Genomic DNA, 17618 nt, shown 5'->3' with positions numbered 1-17618 from the left:
CTCGACCCCTTCCCACAGATTCGCGTCTCGCGTCTAACCGCAACGCGGTCCGCTTCGCCGGACATCGTCTAGGGGCGGCCGATGAACAGCCACGGACGATTCCCTCCATATGATTTCGAAAGCTGTTTGGTCCCTGCGAAATCGGGCATCCTTTCGTGCGTCGCCGCAACGGCCCTGCACAAGGATGCCTTCGAACTTCATTATCAGGATATTGTATCCATTGCCAATTCTCAAACGGTAGCGCGCGAGGCGTTGCTGCGATGGCGTGATCGGGACCAGCCGCCCCCGTGCACTATTGCCGCGCTTCTGGAAGCTGCCGAGAATGGAGGCCAGATCATCGAGCTGGGCTCGCGCATCTTGGAAAGCGCCTGCCGCGATGCCGCCGGCTGGCCAGACCTTTCCCCCGTAGCCGTCAATGTGTCGCCGCTCCAGTTGCTCGCAGGCGATTTCGCCGACAGGACCTTTGCCATCCTGTCCGAAACCGGACTTCCGCCCGGGCGGCTCGTGATCGAGATTACCGAAACGGCGGCGCTGGCAGCCACAGGCGATGTGATCGACCAGATCGCCAGGTTGCGGGCGGCGGGAATCGAGCTGGCGCTCGACGATTTCGGCTCCGGCTATTCGTCGCTGCGCAATCTTCAATTCCTGCCATTCGACAAGATCAAACTCGACAGCTGCTTCATCCGGGAAGCGCTCGACGACGAGCGGAGCCGGAAAATCATTGCTGCGGTGGTAGGGCTCGGCCGTGAACTCGGCCTCGATGTCGTCGCGGAGGGCATCGAAACATATGAACAGCTCGACCTCGTCAAGTCCGCGGGCTGCGATCTTATTCAGGGCTATCTGTTTTCACGGCCCCGTCCGAACCCGGAGGTGCTGACGGAGGCATTGCGGAAACGGGCCATGCGTTCGTCGCGTGGACGGCCTCGAACCACGGCTGGCCGCGCTGTCAAATCGGGCGAGGAATCGATCGTTATACCCGTTCGCTTCGTGGCCGACCTCGCCGCGTCGGTGGGACAGGACGAGATGCTCGATGCGATCGTGCGATGGAGCGGGCAGCTTTTGTCCGCCGATCGTGCGTCGATCGCGCTTCGGCACGACGATGCATATTTGAAGATCGTATCGGCGCACGGCGTCGAGCCTTTGCTGAATGGCCAGCTGGTTTCGGTAGAGAAGACGCTGATCGGTCGCGTCTTCAGCGCGCAATGGCCGGAGGTCTGCAACGACATGGCCAGATCGGCGGACGTCGACTGTCAAATGCTCCACCGCATCGGACTGGTGTGCTGCCTCGACGTCCCCCTGGTGTGCGGGGAGCATTGCTATGGGACGTTGAACGTCGCGCGCCTCTCCGGCGTATTCGAACAGCACGAACTCGAACGGCTCCAGTCGCTCGGCAAATGGCTCGCGCTGCAGATCAGCATGTATTCGATGTCGTCATGAGCGAAATGCCGGTTCGCCAAACTCCGATGGCCATGCCGACGCCTATGCATTAACCTGCTGCGATGGTGCAGGATAAACCCCGATACAAGACGTACGACAGCCCCGCCGGCGGTTGGGGCGCGGCGGCGGCGACCGCGAAGGTGCTGCTCGAACAGAGCGTCGTGACCAAGGGGTCGCGCGCGCTCCTGTCGATGAACCAGCCCGGCGGTTTCAAGTGCCCGAGCTGCGCCTTTCCCGATGCGCATTGCACCAAAAAGCTCGAATTTTGCGAAAATGGCGCGAAGGCGCTCGCGCATGAGGCGACGAAGTTTCGCGTCACGCGCGAATTCTTCGCCGAGCACAGCGTCACCGACCTGATGGCGCAGTCCGATTACTGGCTCGAAATGCAGGGCCGGCTGACCGAGCCGATGCGCTACGACGCCGCGACCGACCATTATGTGCCCGTGAGCTGGGACGATGCCTTTGCGTTGATCGGCCGGCATCTGCGCGCGCTGGCAAGCCCGCACGAGGCTGAATTCTATACCTCGGGCCGCACGGCGAACGAGACCGCCTTCCTCTATTCGATCTTTGTGCGCGAGTTCGGGACCAACAATTTCCCCGATTGTTCGAACATGTGCCACGAGCCGACGAGCCGCGGGCTCCCGCATTCGATCGGGGTCGGCAAGGGCACGGTGATCCTCGAGGATTTCGACCATGCCGAGGCGATCTTCCTGATCGGCCACAATGCGGGGACCAACGCGCCGCGCATGATGACGCCCTTGGTCGAGGCGCGGAAGCGCGGCATCCCGATCGTCGCGGTCAACCCGATGCCCGAGCGCGCGCTGATCAAGTTCACCGAGCCGCAGGACATCGTCCAGATGGCGACCTTCAGGTCGAGCGCGATAACCAGCGAATTCGTGCATATCCGGATCGGCGGCGACCTCGCGCTTTTGAAGGGCATGATGAAAGTGCTGTTCGAACGCGAGGCCGCGGGCGAGACCGTGCTCGACCATGATTTCATCGACCGACATACGTCGGGCTTCGACGCGCTGAAGGCCGATATCGAGGCGCAGGCATGGCCCGACCTTGTCGCCGCGTCGGGGATCGACGAGGCGCAGATCCGGCGCTGCGCCGAAATCTATATCGCCTCGAACGCGACGATTATCTGTTACGGCATGGGGATCACCCAGCATCAGCAGGGATCGCAGCTCGTCCAGCAGATCGCGAACCTGCTGCTGCTGAAGGGTAATTATGGCAAGCCCGGCGCGGGCATCTCGCCGATCCGCGGCCATTCGAACGTGCAGGGCGACCGCACCGTCGGCATCGATGAGAAACCGGGGCAGGCCTATCTCGACCGGGTCCGCGATGTCTTCGGTTTCGAACCGCCGCGCGAGCATGGGCATCATACGGTGGAATCGGTCGAGGCGATGCTCGCGGGCACCGCCAAGGTCTTCATCGGCCTCGGCGGCAATTTCGTCCGCGCGGTGCCCGACACCGACCGCTCCTATGCGGCGATGCGAAAGCTCGACCTCACCGTCGGCATCGCGACCAAGCTCAATCGCGGCCACCTCGTCCACGGCAAGGATGCGCTGATCCTGCCCGTCGTCGCGCGCTCCGAACGCATCGAAACTGCGAAGGGCGAACAGTTCGTCACGATCGAGGATTCGATGTCGAACGTCACCGCCTCGCGCGGCGTGCTCGACCCGGCGAGCGAACATCTGCTGACGGAAACCGAAATCGTCTGCCGCATCGCGATGGCGACGCTACCGAACAGCAAGGTCGATTGGGCGCGCTACATCGACGATTACGACCTGATCCGCGACAAGATTGCCGCCGTCTATCCCGCGCTCTACGAAGGCTTTGCCGAGCGTATCAAGGCGCCGATGGGTTTCCACCTCGACATCCCGCCGCGCCGCCGCGTCTGGGCGACCCCGAACGGCAAGGCCAATTTCCTCGTGCTGCCCGGGCTCGCGGTCAACGCGCCGGTCGCCGATCCCGACATGCTGCGCCTCGCGACCGTGCGCTCGCACGACCAGTTCAACACGACGATCTACAGCTATAACGACCGCTATCGCGGCGTGTACAACGACCGCATGATCCTGTTCATGAACGCCGATGATATCGCGGCGCGCGGGCTGGAGGCGGGCACAAAGGTCGCGCTCGAAACGATCGGTGCCGACGGCATCGCGCGCCGCGTCGACGGGCTCACGATCATCGACTATCCGATGTCGCGCGGTTCGGTCGCGGGCTATTATCCCGAGCTCAACCCGCTGCTCCCGCTCGCTTTCTACGACAAGACCAGCGGCTGCCCGGCGGCGAAGTCGATCCCGGTGCGCGTCGTCGGGGCGGCGGGCTGACGCCGCATATGGCCGTCGGCAAGCATATCGCGCCCGTCCGGTTCCTGATCTTTCCCGTCGTGCTCGTCGCGGCGCTCGCGGCCGCCCTCGCCGCCGGGGTCGATCCGCGCGCCGCCTTCCTGCTCGGTTTCGACGCCGCCGCGCTCGTCTTCCTCTGCACGGTGATGCCGCTGTTCCGCGCCGATGCCGATCAGATGCGCCGCCGCGCCGCCGACAATGACGCGAACCGCATCGGCCTGCTCGCGATCACCGTGCTCCTCTCGCTCGTCATCCTCTTCGCGGTCGGCACGCTGATCGCGAGCCCCGGCGATCTGGACCGCGCCGACGTCATCCTGATCGTCGCGACGCTCGCGCTCGCCTGGCTCTTCGCGAACATGGTGTTCACGCTCCACTATGCGCATCTCTATTATCTGCAAAAGGACGGCCGCGACCAGCGCGGGATCGAGGTGCCGGGGGTGCACGAACCTGGTTACTGGGACTTCCTCTATTTCGCCTTCACGCTCGGCATGACCTTCCAGACCTCGGACGTCACCATATCGGGCGCGCATATGCGCCGCGTCGTGCTCGGCCACTGCATGGCGGCGTTTATCTTCAACATGGGCATCTTGGCGTTCACCGTGAACGCCATCGGCGGGTCATAGCCCTGTCAGCCGGTCGAGGTCGGCGGCGCTGTTGACGTTCGGCGGCACGAAATCGCTCGCCACCGCGCGCGCGCCGATCCGCCGAGCGAAAGCCTTTACCGCAAGGTCGCCCGCATCCTCCAGCATCGCCCGAAGCACGTCCAGCGCGGCGACGGGCCACAGCCCGATCACCGGCTGCGTTTCCAGAAACGCCGGCGCCGGCTCCAGCAGCGCCCGCAAATCACCCGGCAGGCGCACGCAATCGACCGGCGCGGTCAGCAATTGATCATATCCCCGCTCCGCCGCATGGATCAGCGCCCCCGCAATCCCCCCGAGCGGTCCCATATCGGCGCGCGGCCAGTCGGCGATCTCGCCCCGCCCGACCACCACGACAGCATCGCAATGCGGAGCAAGCGCCGCCGCCGCATGATCAAGCAGTGTCCGCCCCTCCAGCATCGCCAGCGCCTTGTCCGACCCGAAACGGCTCGACCGCCCGCCAGCCAGCACCGCGCCGAGCGTCCTCACGCAATCATCCCGTGCGGATCGCTCACGATCAGCGCCGAGTCCGTCCGCGCCAGCGCGACAAGCGTCAGCCCCGCCGCCGCCGCGCGCTCCGCCGCGAGGCTCGTCGGCGCCGAGATGGTGACGAGCATCGGACACCCCGCGCGCACCGTCTTTTCGACGAGCTCGTAACTGCACCGCGCCGACAGCAGGATAAAGCCCGTCCCCGGATCGATCCCCGCACGCGCCATCGCGCCGATCAATTTGTCGAGCGCGTTATGCCGCCCGACATCCTCGCGCACGAGCCCGATCGCGCCGCCCGGCGAACAGAAGGCGGCGGCATGCACCGCCCCCGTCGCGCGCCCGAGCGGCTGATGCGCGCCGAGCGCCGCCAGCGCCGCCGCGATGGCATCACGGTCGGTCGCGATCCGCGCCGTGACGGCGGGGAGGGGGCGCAGCACCTCCTCGATATTCTCGATTCCGCAGAGGCCGCAGCTACTCTCGCTCACCCGCTTGCGCGCGCGGTCGAGCGCGATCGCATTGCGCTCGGGCGGCAACCAGATGCGAAGCGCCCAGCCGCCTTCGATGGGGTGGACGTCGACGCGCCCGATCTGGTCCGGCGTCTCGATCAGACCTTCATTCAGCGCAAAGCCGACCGCATAATCCTCCATGTCGGCGGGGGTCGCCATCATCACTGCATAAGCGATGCCGCCCACCTCGACCGACACCGGCGCCTCGACCGCGATACTGCGCGTCAGGTCAGCGTCGCCGGGTTCGCCAAGGCCGAGGCGGCGGACGGGAAGATCGATTGTCTCGTTGGTCATGGCTGCACCAGCAAGACTAGCCGCCGGCCGGGATATAAATTGCCCCCGAAGGTGGAGGCGGACGTAGTTCCCAACCGAATATTTTTGCTGTTGCCTTAGCGGCGGATCGTATATCTTCCCATTTTTCGTCGGACCGAACGGCCTCGTCGGTCCAGAACGCAGCGTTATGTTGTCCGCTCATCGACACAAGCAGGCTATCCAAGGCGTCCAGCGCGGCTCGCTGCTCGGCGCTGACGTCACTTTCGTGCCCGACGAGTTCATAAAGTCCATCTTCGAAATCCAACGCCAATTCATCGGCCTTACAGACGAAATCGGGAAATAGCGCGAGTTGAACCTCGGCAGGCTGCGCCAAGGCCAACACGGCGTGCTGAAGCTGATTGCGCATTTGCTACCTCCATTTGTCGTTGGGGCGTAACGCAGGTGGAGCGCGGCCGCAATCGGGCCCTATCAGCCCTCGTCATCCCGGACTTGATCAGGGATCCATCGCCGCGTCGTCGCCATTGGACCCCGGATCAAGTCCGGGGTGACGAAGATTGGAAGCTTTTTGTTGTGAACCCCGGCGAAAGCCGGGGCCCATCTCCCCCGGTGCAAATGGGCCCCGGCTTTCGCCGAGGCTCACAATGGCCATAGGTCACATCTGGCCGCCTCAACCCCCACGCCCCAGCCGCTCGACAAGGAAATCGACGAACACCCGCACCCGCGCCGGGGTGTTCGCGCCGCCCGCGAACACCGCATGGATCGCCTCGATGTCGCCCGGATTATAATCCTCCAATATCGGCACCAACGCTCCGGAATCTATCTGATCGGCGATGCTGAACGCCCCGACGCGCGCGATTCCGACCCCCGCGGCGGCAAGCTGCCCCAGCGTCTCGCCATTATTCGCCTCGATATTGCCCTGCACCGAAAGCGCATAGTCCCGCGTCCCGTCGCGGAACGGCCACACCGGCTCGGCGCGGCGGAAGTTGAAGTTGAGACAATTATGATCGTGCAGATCCTCGGGGCTGCGCGGCGTGCCGTGCGCTGCCAGATAGGCGGGGGCGGCGACGATCACGCGGCGGCTCTCGCCGAGCTTGCGCGCGGTGAGCGGGCTGTCGGCGAGCGGGCCGAAACGGATCGCGACGTCGGCCTGTCCCGCTGCGATGTCGACGAGCCGGTCGGCAAGGCTGATGTCGACGAGGATGTGCGGATAGAGCGCCACGAACTCGCCGATCAGCGGCACGATCGTCAGCCGCCCGTGCGCCTGCGCCGCGCTGACGCGCAGCCGCCCGCGCGGCGCGCCCTGATCGGCGATCGCCTGTTCGGCATCGCCCAGATCGGCGAGGATGCGCCGCGCCGCGCGCAAATAGGCCTCGCCCTCGGGGGTCAGCGTCAGCGCGCGAGTCGAACGCAAGAGCAGCCGGACGCCCAGCCGCGCCTCGATCCGGTCGATCGTCCGGCTCACCGCCGACGGCGTCAGGCCCAGGCAGCGCCCGGCGGCCGAAAAACTGCCCCCGGCGATCGTCGCGGCAAAGACTTCCATCGATCGCGCACGGTCGCCGCTTCCATCCATCTTTGCGTTCATTTCAAAAATCTTTCGCTTCTCGCGACGCTACACCGGCGGAGTGCCCGCATCCATCTATGCGCTCAACACGCAATCGAAAGGGTGGATCATGGAATATCGCCAATTGGGATCGTCGGGGCTCCGTGTCCCGGCCCTAAGCTTCGGAACCGGCACCTTCGGCGGGCAGGGGCCGCTGTTCAGGGCGTGGGGCACCAGCGATGCGGCTGAGGCGCGGCGCCTCATCGACATCAGTCTCGACGCCGGCGTCACGCTGTTCGACACCGCCGACGTCTATTCGAACGGCGCGTCGGAGGAGATTTTGGGCGAAGCGATCAAGGGCCGCCGCGATGCGGTGCTGATCTCGACCAAGACCGGGCTGCCGATGGGCGACGGGCCGCAGGACTGGGGCGCATCGCGCAGCCGCCTGATCGGCGCGGTCGACGCCGCGCTCCGCCGGCTCGGCACCGATCATATCGACCTGCTCCAGCTTCATGCCTTCGACGCCTCGACCCCGGTCGACGAATTGATGGATACGCTCGCCACGCTGATCGCGGCGGGCAAGCTCCGCTACGCCGGCGTCTCCAACTATCCGGGCTGGCAGCTGATGAAGGCGCAGGCCGCCGCCGACCGGCGCGGCACGCCGCGCTTCGTCGCGCATCAGGTCTATTATTCGCTGATCGGCCGCGCTTACGAGGCCGACCTGATGCCGCTCGCCGCCGATCAGGGTATCGGCGCTTTGGTATGGAGCCCGCTCGGCTGGGGCCGTCTGACCGGCAAGATCGGCCGCGACCGCCCGGTTCCGGCGGGCAGCCGCCTCCACGAAACCGAACAGTTCGCGCCGCCGGTGACCGAAGATCTGCTCTACCGCGTGATCGATGCGCTGGAGGCCGTCGCTGCCGAAACCGGCAAGACGGTGCCGCAGGTCGCGATCAACTGGCTGCTCCGGCGCCCCACCGTGTCGTCGGTGATCATCGGCGCACGTAACGAGGAGCAGCTCCGGCAGAATCTCGGCGCGGTCGGCTGGGAAATGACGGCGGAGCAAGTCGCCGCGCTCGACGCCGCAAGCGATGTCCTGCCGCCCTATCCGCACACGCCCTACCGGCAACAGGCGGGCTTCGCGCGCCTCAACCCGCCGCTCGTCTGATCGGAAGAACCGACATGAAACTCAACTTTCCCCTCCTTGCGCTCGCCACGGGCGCCTTCGGCATCGGTATCACCGAATTCGCCCCGATGGGGCTGCTCCCCGACATGGCCGAAGGGCTGGGGGTTTCGATCCCCGCCGCCGGGCTGCTCGTTTCGGCCTATGCGCTCGGCGTCATGCTCGGCGCGCCGCTGATGACGCTCACCACCGCGCGGATGAACCGCCGCACGCTGCTGATCGGCCTGATGGCGATCTTCACGCTCGGCAATTTCCTGTCCGCCATCGCGGGCGATTACACGATCTTGATGGTCGCGCGCGTCATCACCTCGCTCAACCACGGCGCCTTTTTCGGCGTCGGCTCGGTCGTCGCGGCGAGCCTCGTTCCGCCCGAAAAGCGGGCGAGCGCGGTCGCGGCGATGTTCATGGGGCTGACGCTCGCCAACGTCATCGGCGTGCCGCTCGCGCCCTGGGTCGGCGAGACGTTCGGCTGGCGCACCGCCTTCGGCGCGATTGCCGTCTGGGGCCTGATCACCATGGCGGCACTGCGTTTCGCGCTTCCCGACATCGGCCGCGACGCGGGCGGCAACATGCTCGCCGAACTCGGCGTGCTGAAACGGCGTGAGGTGCTGATCGCACTCGCGCTCACCGCGATCGGCTCGTCGGCGATGTTTACCGTCTTCACTTACATCGCGCCGATCCTGACCGAAGCGACGCACGCGGGAACGCTGTTCGTGACCGCGATGCTGGTGATCTACGGGCTCGGCCTCACCGCCGGCAACTGGCTCGGCGGCGTCTTCGCCGACAAGTCGATCGACCGCACCCTGATCGTCTCGCTCGCCGGGCTCGCCGCGACGCTCGTCATCTTCGCGGGCGCGATGTTCCAGCCGCTCGCTGCGGCGGTCACCATCTTCGTCTGGGGTGTCGCAACCTTCGCCATCGTCCCGCCGCTCCAGATGCGCGTGATGGAGGCGGCGTCCGACGCCCCCAATCTGGCTTCGGCGGTCAATATCGGCGCGTTCAACCTCGGCAACGCCGTCGGCGCCGCGGTCGGGGGCGGGGTGATCGGCCTCGGGCTCGGCTACCCGGCGGTCTCCTTCGCCGGCGCAGCGATGGCGCTTGGCGGTTTGGCGATCGTGCTCGCGACGCGCGGACAAAAGTCTCCGGTGCTGGCCGAAGCCTGACAATTGCCATTCCCGCCGCTTGGCCTATGCAATCGGCGGCATGAAGACCCCGATTCTCGCTGTCCTGACGGGCAAGGCGCGCCCCTTTCGCGGTGACGAGCCGAGCGCGATCGGCAAGCTGCCGGTTGCCGACGCGGTTGCGGTCGATGCGATGGGGCTCGTCGGCGACGAACAGGCCGACCGCACCGTCCACGGCGGCATCGACAAGGCGATCCACCATTATCCCGCCGACCATTATGACTGGTGGCGCGGCCAGCTCGGCGCCCCGCCGCTGCTCGATGCGGCGGGGGCGTTCGGCGAGAATATCTCGACCATCGGCCTCGACGAAAACAGCGTTTTCCTCGGCGACCGCTTCCGCCTCGGCAGTGCGCTGGTCGAAGTCACGCAGGCGCGCCAGCCGTGCTGGAAGCTCGACCATCGTTTCGAAACCAAGGGCGTGATGGCGGGGGTGGTGAAGACGCGGCGCTCGGGCTGGTATTACCGCGTGCTCGAACCCGGTATCGTGCGCGCGGGCGATGATCTGGAGCTGGTCGACCGGCCGTATCCCGAATGGCCGCTCGCCTCGCTCTTCGGCCTGCTCATCGGCGGTGAGGCAAAGGATCGCGTCGCCGATCTCCGCGCGCTCCGCGACGTGCCGGTGCTCGCCGAAACATGGAAGGTCCGCCGCGCCAAGCTCGCTGACCAGTTCGGCGCCGATTAGGCCGTCATCGCAAAGCGCTTCGGCGGCAATCCGACGTGGCGGGTAAAGGCAGTGCTGAACGCGCTCGCCGACCCATAGCCGACTTGGCTGGCAATCTCGTCGAGCTTGCCCGCGCGGCGGCGCAGCAGATCCTTGGCGATGCTCATCCGCCAGCCCTGCAGATATTCCATCGGCGGCACGCCGACGGTGCGCGCGAACCGCTCGAAAAAGGCCGATCGCGATAGCGCCGCTTCCTTCGCGAGCGCCGCGACCGTCCACGGCCGCGCGGGCGCCCCGTGGATCTGCCGGATCGCTGCCGCAAGCCGCGGATCGCTTAAGCCGCGCAGCAGCCCCGGCGGCGCATCGTCGCCCTCGACCGATCGCAGCGCCTCGACGATCAGCACCTCGACCAGCCGCGACAGGATCAGGTCGCATCCGGGCCGCTCTTCGCCCGCCTCTTCGCGCACCAGCCGCACCAGCGTCGCCAGCCGCCCGGCACCGCGCAGGTGGATGAGCGCGGGAAGCTGCGACACCAGCAGCGCGGCATCGGGCGATTCAAAGACGAAATAGCCGCCGAGCATCGTCACATCGGGCGCGCCCTCCTGCCGGCCGTGGCGCACCTCGCCGGTCAGGTCGGCCGCCGCGTGCGGATCGATGAAGGCCGGTTCGGCAGGCTCGAACCCGCCCATGGTGAAGCCCGGCGTCGCGGGCAGGAACACGAAATCGCCCGCCTCGATGATCACCGGATCGGCGCCGTCCACCGACAGGCGGCAGGCGCCCTCAATCACCGTGCAGAACCCCGGATGCCCGAAATCGCCATAGCGCACCGCCCAGCGACCGGCGCCGCTGATAGCTTTCGCAAACACCGTGCGCGGGCGCAGCAGCGCGATCAGGTCGGACAAAGGATCGGTCATATGGACTATCTCGAATGAAATATGGATTTCAGATTATAGATAGTCCGACATGCGCCGTCTAGCGTCCTTTCATCACCCGAGAAAGGAACATAAATGAAAACCATCCTCATCACCGGCTGCTCGTCGGGCTATGGCCTTGAAACCGCGCGTCATTTTCACGCGCTTGGCTGGAATGTGGTCGCCACCATGCGCAACCCCTCCGCGGCACCTTTGACACCTTCCGACCATCTCCGCATCCTCCCCCTCGACGTCACCGACACCGACAGCATCGCGCTCGCGCTCGAACTTGCGGGCCCGATCGACGTGCTCGTCAACAATGCCGGCATCGGCCTGTTCGGCGCGCTCGAACATTCGCCGCTGCAGAAGATCCGCGACATTTTCGAAACCAATACGCTCGGCACGATCGCGATGACGCAGGCGGTGATCCCCCAGATGCGGGCACGCGGTTCGGGCGTCATCGTCAACATCACCTCGACGACGACGCTCGCGCCCTTTCCGCTCGCCGCGGCCTATACCGGCAGCAAGACCGCGATCCAGGGCTTCACGCGCAGCCTCGCGCACGAACTGGCGCCGCTCGGCATCGCGGTAAAGCTGGTCGAGCCCGGCTATGGTCCGACGACCGCCTTTGCGCAGAATACCGAAATCAAGCTCGAGGACGTGTTGCCGCAGCCCTATTGGTCCTACGCCGAACCGATCCTCGCCGGCATGGCCGAACCGTCGTTGTTCACGACCGAGGCCGATGTCGCGAAGGCGGTGTGGCAAGCGGTTCACGACCAGAGCGGCCGGCCCCATTTCCCGGCGGGTGCAGACGCGCTCGCACTCGTCGCCTGACGGCGTCAGGCGCGGGTGAACTGCATCACCCAGTTGACCTCCCACGTCGCGCCGCCGTCGGTCGAGAAGGCTTGCTCCCATTTGGCCGACTGCGGCGTGATGTCCGACCAGCGGAAGCGTACCGTCACCGGCGTGCCCTTCCAGCTGTCCTCGGCAAGGAAGGTTCCGACGCCATTCTCGAATGTCCCGCGCACCGGCACGTCGAGCCGGTCGGTCGCGCGCGAATCGAGCCACCAGATCGACCATGAATTCGTCGCGGGATCAAAGGCGCGCAGCGCGACGCCGCGATAGGTCTCGTCCGGCGTATAAAAGATATTGTCTTCGACATTCGCGCCGCCGCCGAGCAGCGGCCAATTCTCGCTGCTGCCGTCGAACTCGATCCAGTCGTTGCTGCCGGTGAGCCGTTCGCGCAATTTGCGGTGGCGGACCTTCCAGCGGCCGACCAGAAAAGCCCAGTCGTTCGCCGCCGCCGCCGATGGAGGCCCGGCGCCTCCCGCCGACCCGGCCATGGCGACCAGTCCGCCCGCCACGGCGATTTCGAGTGCGCTGCGGCGCGTCAAGTTCATGTCGATCATCGATAGTCTCCCTTCGTGCGGAAGACGGGTACGCCGCGCTACCTGACAATATTTGTCAGTTATTTACGCGACCCTCGAAATATTCCGGATCGGCGAGCCGCGCCTCGGCGACGAGCCGGGCGCTGTGCTCGGCGAGCGAAGCGACGTCATTGGGCGTGAAATGCAGCCCAAGCTTGCTTCGCCGCCAGAGGATATCGTCGGTCGTGCGCGCCCATTCGCGTGTCACCATCCAGCGGACTTCGGCGACGCTGAGCCCGTGGGCGATTTCGCCGCCGAGTTCCTCCCAGCCGGCGGCATCGCCCAGCCAGCGCTTCGCATCGGTGCCATAGGCGCGGGCGATACGGTCGACCGTTGCAGCGGTCAGGAAGGGATGGGCGAGCTTATATTCGGCCTTCAATCCCGCAATGCCGTCGGTCGCAAAATCGCCGCCGGGGAGCGATGCCTTGCCGGTCCAGCGCTTGCCCGCCAGCGCGTCGATTTGCCCGGCGAGATCGTCGGCCGCATCTTCGGCGACATGGCGATAGCTGGTGATCTTGCCGCCATAGATGGTGAGCAGCGGCGCGCCTTCGGCCATGTCGAGGTCGATCCGGTATCCGCGTGTCGCCGCCTCGGGGCGCCCCGATCCGTCCTCGATCAGCGGCCGGACACCCGAATAGGTCCAGACGACATCGGCGGGGGTGATCGGCGCGCGAAAATAAAGGCTCGCGCCTTCGCACAGATAGGCGATTTCCTCGTCGCTCGCCTTCGCTTCGCTCGCCGGCCCGTCATGATCCTGATCGGTCGTCCCGATCAGCGTGAAGTCGCGTTCATAGGGGATGGCGAAGAAGATGCGCCCGTCGGGGAGCTGGAAGAAATAGGCATAGTCATGTTCGAAGACCTTGCGCACGACGATGTGCGACCCGCGCACCAGCCGCATCTGATGGTCGGGTTCGGCGTCGGCGCGCTTCAGCAGGTCGAGCACCGCCGGCCCCGCCGCATTGACGACGCTGCGCCCGGTAAAGCGATATTGGTGCCCCTGGTCGTCGCGCGCGTCGACGATCCACAGCCCGTCCTCGCAGCGCAGCATTTCGGCGCGCGTGCGGGTGCGGACGCGCGCGCCATGATCGGCCGCGTCGCGTGCGTTCAGCGCGACCAGCCGTGCATCGTCGACCCAGCCGTCCGAATATTCGAAGCCTTTGACATATTGCGGCTGCAACGGCCCGCCTGCGGCATGGCGGCGAAGGTCGATCGAACGCGTCGCGGGCAGCTTCTTGCGGCCGCCGATATGGTCGTAGAGGAAGAGGCCAAGCCGGAGCAGCCAGCGCGGGCGGAGCCCGTCGCGATGGGGTAGGACGAAGCGCAGCGGGCGGATGATGTGCGGCGCGATGCCCCACAATATTTCGCGTTCCTTGAGCGCTTCGCGCACAAGGGCGAATTCATAATGTTCGAGGTAGCGCAGCCCGCCGTGGATGAGCTTCGTCGACTTCGACGAGGTGCCCTCGGCGAGGTCGTTCGCTTCGAGCAGCAGCACGCGCGCCCCGCGTCCTGCGGCATCGCGCGCGACGCCGGCGCCATTGACACCGCCGCCGACGACGATGACATCATAAGGGGCAGGGCTGTCGAGCATGGCGAATTCCTATGGCAGCGTTGTCCGATTTGCCAAGGGGCGACATCGTATGCGGCTTACGTATGCGCGTTGCATTCGCGGGGTGCATCCTTCAATTCTGAAAAACTATCCAAGGGGACTGTAGTGAGCGTAAAAGTCGAAACCCTGATCCTGTTCGGCGCAACGGGCGACCTTGCGCAGCGGATGCTTTTTCCCTCGCTCTACAATCTCCATGTCGACGGGTTGCTCGAAGATGCGCTGACGATCGTCGCGTCGGGGCGGTCGAAGATGGACCGCGCGGCGTGCCACGACATGGTACGGAAAGCGCTGACCGAACATCTGCCCGCCGACCGGCTCGATGACGGGCAGATCGCGGGCTTCCTCGATCGGGTCGATTATTGTCCGGTCGATGCCGGAGCGGGCACGGGCTATGACGAGCTTGCCGCGCAGCTGGGCGACCGGCTCGTCCGCCCGATCGGCGCCTATCTCTCGACCCCGCCGTCGATGTTCGGCCCGATCGCGCAGGGGCTTAAAAGCGCGAACATCGCCTGCGCCAAATGCCGTATCGCGATGGAAAAGCCGATCGGCCACGACCTCGCTTCTTCGCGGCAGGTCAATGCCGAGGTCGGTGACGCTTTCGCCGAAGACCGCGTCTTTCGTATCGACCATTATCTCGGCAAGGAAACGGTCCAGAACCTGCTCGCGCTGCGCTTCGCCAACATGCTCTTCGAGCCGCTGTGGAACGCACAGGCGATCGACCATGTCCAGATCACCGTCGCTGAGACCGTCGGGCTCGAAGGCCGCGTTTCCTATTATGACGGCGTTGGTGCGCTGAAAGACATGGTGCAGAACCATATGCTCCAGCTGCTCGCGATCATTGCGATGGAGCCGCCCGCGAGCGTATCCTCGACCGCGGTTCGCGACGAGAAGGTCAAGCTGCTCCGTTCGCTGCGCAAGATGAGCGCCGAGGATGTGAAGGCGCACAGCGTCAAGGGCCAGTACACCAGCGGCGCGGTGAACGGCGGCGCGGTCGCGGGCTATGCCGACGAGCTCGGCAATCCGTCGAACACCGAAACCTTCGTCGCGCTGAAGGCCTATATCGACAATTGGCGCTGGAAAGGTGTGCCCTTTTACCTCCGCACCGGGAAACGCATGCCGCAGCGCAAGTCGGAGGTGCTGATCCAGTTCAAGCCGGTGCCGCACAACATCTTCGCGCGTGTCGGCGCGGGCAAGCTCGACGCCAACAGCATGATCATCAACCTGCAGCCCGAGGAGAATATCCGGGTCAAGGTGATGGCGAAGCAGCCCGGGCTCGACCGCGACGGGGTGAAGCTCAAGGAAGTGACGATGGACGTCTCGCTTTCGCACAGCTTTGCCGGCGAGCGGCGGCGCATCGCATACGAACGCCTGCTGCTCGATTTTATCGAAGGCGACCAGACTTTGTTCGTGCGCCGCGACGAGGTCGAGGCACAGTGGCAGTGGATCGATTCGATCCGCGACGCCTGGGCCGCGGTCGATATGGCGCCGCAAAATTACACGGCGGGAAGCTGGGGACCGTCGAGCGCGATCGCGCTGATCGAGCGCGACGGAGCGAGTTGGCATGACTGATCTGAACCCCGTAATCGCCAAGGTTACTGACCGCATTATCGCGCGCAGCGCCCCGCGCCGCGCCGCCTATCTCGAGCTGATGGACCGCCAGCGCGAGGCGGGGACCAACCGCGGCAACCTCTCGTGCGGCAATCTCGCGCATGGCTTTGCCGCGTCGGGCGAGGACAAGCCCGCGATCCGGTCGGGCGCCGAGATGAACATCGGCATCGTCACCAGCTATAATGACATGCTCTCGGCGCATCAGCCCTACGGCCGCTATCCCGAGCAGATCAAACTGTTCGCGCGCGAAATCGGCGCGACCGCGCAGGTTGCGGGCGGCGTTCCCGCAATGTGCGACGGGGTGACGCAGGGACAGGCGGGCATGGACCTGTCGCTGTTCAGCCGCGACAATATCGCGCAGGGCACGGTGATCGCGCTCAGCCACGCGATGTTCGAGAGCGCTCTGCTGCTCGGCATCTGCGACAAGATCGTCCCCGGCTTGCTGATCGGCGCGCTGCGTTTCGGCCACCTGCCGCAGATATTGATCCCAGCCGGGCCGATGCCGTCGGGCCTCGCGAACAAGGAAAAGCAGCGCGTCCGCCAGCTCTATGCCGAGGGCAAGGCGACGCGTGACGAACTGCTCGAAGCCGAGGCGGCGAGCTATCATGGCGCGGGCACCTGCACCTTCTACGGCACCGCGAACAGCAACCAGATGATGATGGAGCTGATGGGGCTCCACATCCCCGGCAGCGCCTTCACCAACCCCGGCACCAAGCTGCGGCAGGAACTGACGCGCGCCGCGACGCACCGGATTGCCGAGATCGGCTGGGACGGCGACGATTATCGCCCGCTCGCGCGCTGCATCGACGAGAAAGCGATCGTCAACGCCGCGATCGGCCTGCTCGCGACGGGCGGCTCGACGAACCATGCGATCCATCTGCCCGCGATCGCGCGCGCGGCCGGGATCGTGATCGACTGGCAGGATTTCGATGAGCTCAGCCATGCGGTGCCGCTGCTCGCGCGCGTCTATCCGAACGGCGCGGGCGACGTGAACAATTTCCACGCCGCGGGCGGGATCGGCTATGTCGTGCGCGAACTTCTCGGCGCCGGATTGCTGCACGGCGATGTGCTGACCGTCGGCGGGACGATGGCCGATTATGCCGCCGAGCCCGTGCTCGTGAACGACGAACTCCACTGGCAGGCCGCGCCGGCGGAAAGCCGCGACGATACTATGCTGCGTCCTGTTTCAGCGCCCTTCTCGCCCGATGGCGGGATGCGCCTGCTCGCGGGCAACCTCGGCCGCGCGATCATCAAGACGAGCGCCGTCGCCGAGGATCGCTGGACGATCGAGGCGCCGTGCCGGATCTTCGACGACCAGAATCAGGTACTGGCCGCGTTCAAGGCGGGCGAACTCGACCGCGACGTCGTCGTCGTCGTTCGCTTCCAGGGGCCGCGCGCCAACGGCATGCCCGAACTGCACAAGCTGACCCCGGCGCTCGGGGTGCTGCAGGACAAGGGTTTCCGCGTCGCTTTGCTCACCGACGGCCGCATGTCGGGCGCCAGCGGCAAGGTGCCCGCGGTGATCCATCTGTCGCCCGAAGCCTTGCCCGGCCCCGACGGGGTGAGTGGCCCGCTCGCCTATCTGCAGGACGGCGACATCGTGCGCGTCTGCGCGGTGAACGGCGAAGCGGTTGCACTCGTCGATGCGGCCGAATGGGCATCGCGCACGCCGGCCGCCGCGCCGCCGCCAGCGGTCGGCGTTGGCCGCGAACTGTTCGCGCTGTTCCGCCATCACGCCGACGAGGCGGAAAAGGGCGGCTCGGCGGTGCTCGCGGCGATGGAAATGGTCGTCTGAACCCTATCCGTC

The 17618-nt window shown here is 65.9% G+C and carries 16 protein-coding genes; 9 read left to right on the top strand and 7 right to left on the bottom strand.

Annotation, left to right across the window (positions count from 1 at the left end; genetic code table 11):
- The first annotated feature begins 81 nt into the window (after nt 1-81).
- The 3 genes from VGU00_RS00605 to VGU00_RS00595 all read left to right on the top strand — a co-directional run bounded on the left by VGU00_RS00605 (nt 82) and on the right by VGU00_RS00595 (nt 4414).
- On the top strand, nt 82-1437 hold the full coding sequence (locus VGU00_RS00605; protein WP_327464437.1) for an EAL domain-containing protein: 1356 nt from the start codon (nt 82-84) through the stop codon (nt 1435-1437).
- 62 nt (nt 1438-1499) lie between these two features.
- A complete protein-coding gene (locus VGU00_RS00600; RefSeq protein ID WP_327464435.1) occupies nt 1500-3773 on the top strand; it encodes an FdhF/YdeP family oxidoreductase in 2274 nt (757 codons plus the stop codon).
- Nucleotides 3774-3781: 8 nt separating this feature from the next.
- On the top strand, nt 3782-4414 hold the full coding sequence (locus tag VGU00_RS00595) for a DUF1345 domain-containing protein (RefSeq protein WP_327464433.1): 633 nt from the start codon (nt 3782-3784) through the stop codon (nt 4412-4414).
- Here the strand turns inward: VGU00_RS00595 and mobA are convergent.
- The 4 genes from mobA to VGU00_RS00575 all read right to left on the bottom strand — a co-directional run bounded on the left by mobA (nt 4409) and on the right by VGU00_RS00575 (nt 7279).
- A complete protein-coding gene (mobA, locus tag VGU00_RS00590) occupies nt 4409-4918 on the bottom strand; it encodes a molybdenum cofactor guanylyltransferase (protein WP_327464431.1) in 510 nt (169 codons plus the stop codon). The two genes, VGU00_RS00595 and mobA, sit on opposite strands and share 6 nt — an antisense overlap.
- Entirely contained in the window at nt 4915-5718 is an 804-nt protein-coding gene (gene fdhD / locus VGU00_RS00585; protein WP_327464429.1) for a formate dehydrogenase accessory sulfurtransferase FdhD, read from the bottom strand. The genes mobA and fdhD overlap by 4 nt, the downstream gene beginning before the upstream one ends.
- 16 nt (nt 5719-5734) lie before the next feature.
- Complete coding sequence (locus tag VGU00_RS00580) at nt 5735-6103, bottom strand: hypothetical protein (RefSeq protein ID WP_327464427.1); 369 nt, start codon at nt 6101-6103, stop codon at nt 5735-5737.
- Nucleotides 6104-6364: 261 nt separating this feature from the next.
- A complete protein-coding gene (locus VGU00_RS00575; RefSeq protein WP_327464425.1) occupies nt 6365-7279 on the bottom strand; it encodes a LysR substrate-binding domain-containing protein in 915 nt (304 codons plus the stop codon).
- A gap of 88 nt (nt 7280-7367) precedes the next feature.
- Here VGU00_RS00575 and VGU00_RS00570 point away from each other — a divergent pair, with 88 nt between their 5' ends.
- From VGU00_RS00570 to VGU00_RS00560, 3 genes are read left to right on the top strand one after another with little or no spacing between them, the layout of a single operon-like run.
- The gene (locus VGU00_RS00570; protein WP_327464572.1) at nt 7368-8402 is read left to right on the top strand and encodes an aldo/keto reductase; all 1035 of its coding nucleotides are present in this window, start codon (nt 7368-7370) and stop codon (nt 8400-8402) included.
- 14 nt (nt 8403-8416) lie between these two features.
- The gene (locus VGU00_RS00565; RefSeq protein WP_327464423.1) at nt 8417-9580 is read left to right on the top strand and encodes an MFS transporter; all 1164 of its coding nucleotides are present in this window, start codon (nt 8417-8419) and stop codon (nt 9578-9580) included.
- A 40-nt stretch (nt 9581-9620) separates the two neighbouring features.
- Entirely contained in the window at nt 9621-10280 is a 660-nt protein-coding gene (locus tag VGU00_RS00560) for an MOSC domain-containing protein (RefSeq protein WP_327464421.1), read from the top strand.
- Here the strand turns inward: VGU00_RS00560 and VGU00_RS00555 are convergent.
- On the bottom strand, nt 10277-11173 hold the full coding sequence (locus VGU00_RS00555; RefSeq protein ID WP_327464418.1) for an AraC family transcriptional regulator: 897 nt from the start codon (nt 11171-11173) through the stop codon (nt 10277-10279). The genes VGU00_RS00560 and VGU00_RS00555 overlap by 4 nt on opposite strands.
- A gap of 93 nt (nt 11174-11266) precedes the next feature.
- Here VGU00_RS00555 and VGU00_RS00550 point away from each other — a divergent pair, with 93 nt between their 5' ends.
- Nucleotides 11267-12004 (top strand): SDR family oxidoreductase, encoded by a 738-nt coding sequence (locus VGU00_RS00550; protein WP_327464416.1) that lies wholly within the window; start codon nt 11267-11269, stop codon nt 12002-12004.
- A gap of 5 nt (nt 12005-12009) precedes the next feature.
- Here the strand turns inward: VGU00_RS00550 and VGU00_RS00545 are convergent, their stop codons facing one another.
- Complete coding sequence (locus VGU00_RS00545; protein WP_327464414.1) at nt 12010-12579, bottom strand: DUF1579 domain-containing protein; 570 nt, start codon at nt 12577-12579, stop codon at nt 12010-12012.
- Between the two features lie 55 nt (nt 12580-12634).
- Nucleotides 12635-14185: a glycerol-3-phosphate dehydrogenase gene (glpD, locus tag VGU00_RS00540; RefSeq protein WP_327464412.1), complete on the bottom strand. Its 1551-nt coding sequence runs from the start codon at nt 14183-14185 to the stop codon at nt 12635-12637.
- Between the two features lie 183 nt (nt 14186-14368).
- Between glpD and zwf the strand changes: the two genes are divergently transcribed.
- The gene (gene zwf, locus VGU00_RS00535) at nt 14369-15772 is read left to right on the top strand and encodes a glucose-6-phosphate dehydrogenase (protein ID WP_327464570.1); all 1404 of its coding nucleotides are present in this window, start codon (nt 14369-14371) and stop codon (nt 15770-15772) included.
- Nucleotides 15765-17606, top strand: coding sequence for a phosphogluconate dehydratase (edd, locus tag VGU00_RS00530; protein ID WP_327464410.1), 1842 nt, complete (start codon nt 15765-15767; stop codon nt 17604-17606). The genes zwf and edd overlap by 8 nt, the downstream gene beginning before the upstream one ends.
- The last annotated feature ends 12 nt before the right edge of the window (nt 17607-17618 follow it).

The sequence above is a fragment of the Sphingopyxis sp. genome, from assembly GCF_035944815.1.
Classification (GTDB): domain Bacteria; phylum Pseudomonadota; class Alphaproteobacteria; order Sphingomonadales; family Sphingomonadaceae; genus Sphingopyxis.
This window is presented reverse-complemented; position numbering and strand designations above follow the sequence as displayed.